The organism is Streptomyces anandii JCM 4720 (assembly GCF_014650655.1).
Taxonomy (GTDB): Bacteria; Actinomycetota; Actinomycetes; order Streptomycetales; family Streptomycetaceae; genus Streptomyces; species Streptomyces anandii.
On sequence record NZ_BMVJ01000020.1, the window covers coordinates 33878 to 37778 of the forward strand.

Here is a 3901-nt window from a genome sequence, read left to right on the forward strand (position 1 = left end):
TCTGTGCCACCGGATTTCCTTTCATCGATAACGTGAGGGTCGGGGTGGTCGGCGTCCGCCGTTTCGCCGTCCCCTGTTATATGCAGTACTGCAGTACGTCGGAAAGCAAACCGCTTTTGCGGGAAAAACACAAACCCCTGGGGAGAGGCCGACCGCCCACCACGACCGGAAACATGCGCGTTTCGGACATAGGGAGCGCGGGCAATGACGATGACGATCACAGATGCAGAAGCATCCGGCTGTTGCCCAGGGTGTTCGGTTTCACTCGTTCGAGACCCAGGAACTCCGCGACGCCCTCGTCATAGGAACGCAGCAGCTCGGCGTAGACATCGGTGTCGACAGGCGTCTCACCGATCTCCACGAAGCCGTGCTTGCCGAAGAAGTCGACTTCGAAGGTCAGGCAGAATACCCGGCGAACACCGAGCCGGCGCGCGGTCTGCAGCAACTTCTCGAGGACCCGGTGGCCCACGCCGGCGCCCTTCAGGCCCGGCTTGACCGCGAGAGTGCGCACTTCGGCGAGGTCTTCCCACATCACGTGCAGTGCGCCGCAGCCGACGACCTCGGCGTTGTCGTCCCGTTCGGCGACCCAGAACTCCTGGATGTCCTCGTAAAGCGTCACGGTCGCTTTGTCGAGCAGGATGCGCTCACGCACGTAGGTGTCCAGCAGTCGGCGCACGGCCGGGACATCGCTGGTCCGGGCCCGCCGGACGGTGATGGCTTTTGCGGTGACTTCGGGGCGCTCAGCGGACATGAGCGGACGCTATCGCCCGTGCCCGTCCGGTGCCGAGCCGGGGTTCTCGACGGGGGTTTCGGAGGCTTCCGCGGTATCCGGGACTTCGCCGGTGAGTTCGGCGTCGTCCGGGACGGTTCCTTCGGGAGCACCTTCGGTGGTGCCTTCCGAGGGCGGTGCGGTGATGCCTTGGACGGTTCCTTCCACGATGTGCACGGCATCGCGCAGAGCCTGTCGCTGTTCGTCGCTCATCATCCCGAAGAAGGCGACGAGAGCGGCGGCGGCGTTGTCGCTCTGGGACCAGGCGTCGTTCATCAGTGCTGCGGCGTAGGCGGCGCGAGTGGAGACCGCCTCATATCGATAGGCCCGGCCCTCGGCTTCGCGGCGCACCCAGCCCTTGTGGTGGAGATTGTCCAAAACGGTCATCACCGTGGTGTACGCGATGGACCGTTCCCGCTGAAGGTCTTCCAGGACTTCCCGAACGGTCACCGGGCGGTTCCACTTCCACACCCGCGTCATGACCGCGTCTTCGAGTTCTCCCAATGGGCGAGGCACTCTCAGCACAATAGTGCAGACACGTACAAAAAGGGCGTACGACAGCGCGGCACGGTGGGCACCGTGCCGCGCTGTCGGTACGAGGCGTTACGAGGCGGTACGACCGGTCAGGCGTCGGTGGACGCCGGTCCGCCGGAGACCTTGGGGCCGCCCTGCGCCCGTGCGAGGGCGGCGTCGACGGCCGCGTCCTCCTTGGCCTTGGCGGCGCCGCCCTGGGTCTTCACGATCACCCTGACGAGACCGATGAAGAACGCGGCCATCACGACCGGCGGGACGAGTGCGGAGACGTAGTCCATGACTCCAGAGTAGCCAGGGCGGCGGGACAAACAGGGGCGGGGTGGCCCGGACCACTACACGACGGCGAGTCGCTCCCGCGCGTCGCCGGAGGGCGGGGAGGGCTTGCGCCGCGGGAAGACCTCGCCCGGCGTGGGGATCGGGCGGCGGGCCGGCCGCGGGGCCTCGGGGGCCGGCCCGCGGCCCGGCTGCGCGGGGGCCGGCCGCTCGCCGGGTTTCGGCGCGGGCCTCTTCGCGGGCTTCTGGCCCGGGTCGCCGCCCTCCCCGGACCGGGCGCCCGGGAGGCCGCCGGGAAGCGCCTGGAGCCCCCGCAGGGGGCTGCGGGAGGCGGGCACGGTGGGTGCGGCGGGTGCGGCGGGCTCGTAGCGGTCCAGGAGGGCCGCAGCCGCCGGGTGGGCCCGCAGGGTGCGCAGGGCGGACAGGTCGGCCGGGGTGGGCCGGTGGCCCGCGGTCACGGCCTCGGAGAGGGCCGTGAGGTAGCCGATGGCCGTGCCGGGAAGGGCGTCGCGGTAGCGGGCGAGGTCGGCCAGCAGGAACGCGCGAAGCCGGGTGCCCTCGCGCATCGCCTCGTCGAGCGACTCGGCGAGCCGGAGACAGTCCTGAAGGTCCTCGGCACGGACGGGACGGGGTCGGAGGGCGAGGGCGAGGGCACGGCGGAGCACACACAGCTCCTCCGCGCCGAACGCCATGCCGCCGCGGGTTCCGTATGGCGTAGGCATGGCCCGACCATACGCGCTAATCAGACAAATTCGACATAAGGCGCGATGTGGCAAGCGAGTGTCGCCCCCGCCCCACGCACGGCAGGCGGCCCCGCGCGGGACACATGACGGCGCTCGCGCATGGGCGCGACGGCTCACGCGCGGCGCAGCCGGCCCCCGGCGTGGCCCGGCTGCGTCACGCATGGGACGCGCGACGCCCGGGCGGACACGCGACGGCTCACGCCCGGGGCAGTCGGCGCCCCTCCCGGGCGGGGCCGGATGCCTCACGCGTGGGAGACGCGGTGGGTCACGCCCGGGAGACGTTGCGTTCGTAGACCAGGCGGAGGCCGATGAGGGTGAGCCAGGGCTCGTGTTCGTCGATCACGGACGACTCGCCGAGGACCATCGGTGCGAGACCTCCGGTGGCGATCACCGTGACGTCGTCCGGGTCGTCGGCGAGCTCGCGGGCGATCCGGCTGACCACGCCGTCGACCTGGCCGGCGAACCCGTAGACGATGCCCGCCTGCATGGCCTCGACCGTGTTCTTGCCGATCACGCTGCGCGGCCGGGCCACCTCGATCTTGCGCAGCATGGCCGCCTTGACGCCCAGCGCCTCCACGGAGATCTCGATGCCGGGCGCGATGACCCCGCCGACGTACTCCCCGCGCGCGGAGACCGCGTCGAAGGTCGTGGCGGTGCCGAAGTCCACGACGATCGCCGGGCCGCCGTACAGCTCGTTGGCCGCCACCGCGTTGATGATGCGGTCGGCGCCGACCTCCTTGGGATTGTCGAAGAGGATCGGCACACCGGTCTTCACACCGGGCTCCACGAGGACGGCGGGCACGTCGCCGTAGTAGCGCCGGGTCACCTCGCGCAGCTCGTGCAGCACCGAGGGCACGGTGGCGCAGATGGCGATGCCGTCGATGCCGTCGCCGAGCTCGTCGCCGAGCAGCGGGTGCATGCCCATCAGGCCCTGCAGGAGCACGGCCAGCTCGTCGGCGGTGCGGCGGGGGTCGGTGGAGATGCGCCAGTGCTCGACGATGTCCTCCCCGTCGAACAGGCCGAGCACGGTTTGCGTGTTGCCGACGTCGATCGTCAGGAGCATGGCCGTTACTCCGCCTCGCGCAGGTCCAGGCCGATGTCCAGGATCGGCGAGGAGTGGGTCAGGGCCCCCACGGCGAGGTAGTCCACGCCGGTTTCCGCGTAGGCGCGGGCGTTCTCCAGGGTCAGCCGGCCCGACGCCTCCAGCAGCGCCCGGCCGTCGACGATCGAGACCGCCTCCTCGCACTCGCCGGGCGTGAAGTTGTCCAGCAGGATCAGGTCGGCGCCCGCGTCCACGACCTCGCGCAGCTGGTGCAGGGTGTCGACCTCGACCTCGATCGGCACCTCGGGGAAGGCCTCCCGTACGGCCTTGAAGGCCGCCGCCACGCCGCCCGCGGCCACCACGTGGTTGTCCTTGACCAGGGCCGCGTCCGACAGGGACATGCGGTGGTTGACGCCGCCGCCGCAGCGGACGGCGAACTTCTCCAGCGCGCGCAGGCCGGGGGTGGTCTTGCGGGTGTCGCGGACCCTCGCCTTGGTGCCCTCCAGGGCGTCCGCCCACGCGCGCGTGGCGGTCGCGATG

7 protein-coding genes are annotated in these 3901 nt (G+C 70.8%); all 7 read right to left on the minus strand.

Annotation, left to right across the window (positions count from 1 at the left end; genetic code table 11):
• Nucleotides 1-221, minus strand: a 221-nt coding sequence (locus tag IE249_RS38715) for a hypothetical protein (protein ID WP_229859421.1), incomplete at its 3' end; no start/stop codon positions are given.
• Nucleotides 218-751, minus strand: coding sequence for an amino-acid N-acetyltransferase (locus IE249_RS28320; RefSeq protein WP_189709234.1), 534 nt, complete (start codon nt 749-751; stop codon nt 218-220). The genes IE249_RS28320 and IE249_RS38715, both read right to left, overlap by 4 nt.
• Nucleotides 752-760: 9 nt before the next feature.
• Complete coding sequence (locus IE249_RS28325) at nt 761-1285, minus strand: BlaI/MecI/CopY family transcriptional regulator (RefSeq protein ID WP_189709236.1); 525 nt, start codon at nt 1283-1285, stop codon at nt 761-763.
• 107 nt (nt 1286-1392) lie between these two features.
• Nucleotides 1393-1581 (minus strand): hypothetical protein, encoded by a 189-nt coding sequence (locus tag IE249_RS28330; RefSeq protein ID WP_189709237.1) that lies wholly within the window; start codon nt 1579-1581, stop codon nt 1393-1395.
• A 54-nt stretch (nt 1582-1635) separates the two neighbouring features.
• Nucleotides 1636-2298, minus strand: coding sequence for a hypothetical protein (locus IE249_RS28335; protein ID WP_189709239.1), 663 nt, complete (start codon nt 2296-2298; stop codon nt 1636-1638).
• A 286-nt stretch (nt 2299-2584) separates the two neighbouring features.
• Nucleotides 2585-3382, minus strand: coding sequence for a type III pantothenate kinase (locus IE249_RS28340; protein WP_189709241.1), 798 nt, complete (start codon nt 3380-3382; stop codon nt 2585-2587).
• Nucleotides 3383-3387: 5 nt separating this feature from the next.
• A partial coding sequence (nadC, locus tag IE249_RS38720; protein WP_229859423.1) for a carboxylating nicotinate-nucleotide diphosphorylase occupies nt 3388-3901 on the minus strand: 514 nt, incomplete at its 5' end.

Coding starts and splice junctions, on each gene's coding strand:
- IE249_RS28320 (WP_189709234.1), bottom strand. CDS start 751: ATGTCCGCTGAGCGCCCCGAAGTCACCGCAAAAGCCATCACCGTCCGG.
- IE249_RS28330 (WP_189709237.1), bottom strand. CDS start 1,581: ATGGACTACGTCTCCGCACTCGTCCCGCCGGTCGTGATGGCCGCGTTC.
- IE249_RS28335 (WP_189709239.1), bottom strand. CDS start 2,298: ATGCCTACGCCATACGGAACCCGCGGCGGCATGGCGTTCGGCGCGGAG.
- IE249_RS28340 (WP_189709241.1), bottom strand. CDS start 3,382: ATGCTCCTGACGATCGACGTCGGCAACACGCAAACCGTGCTCGGCCTG.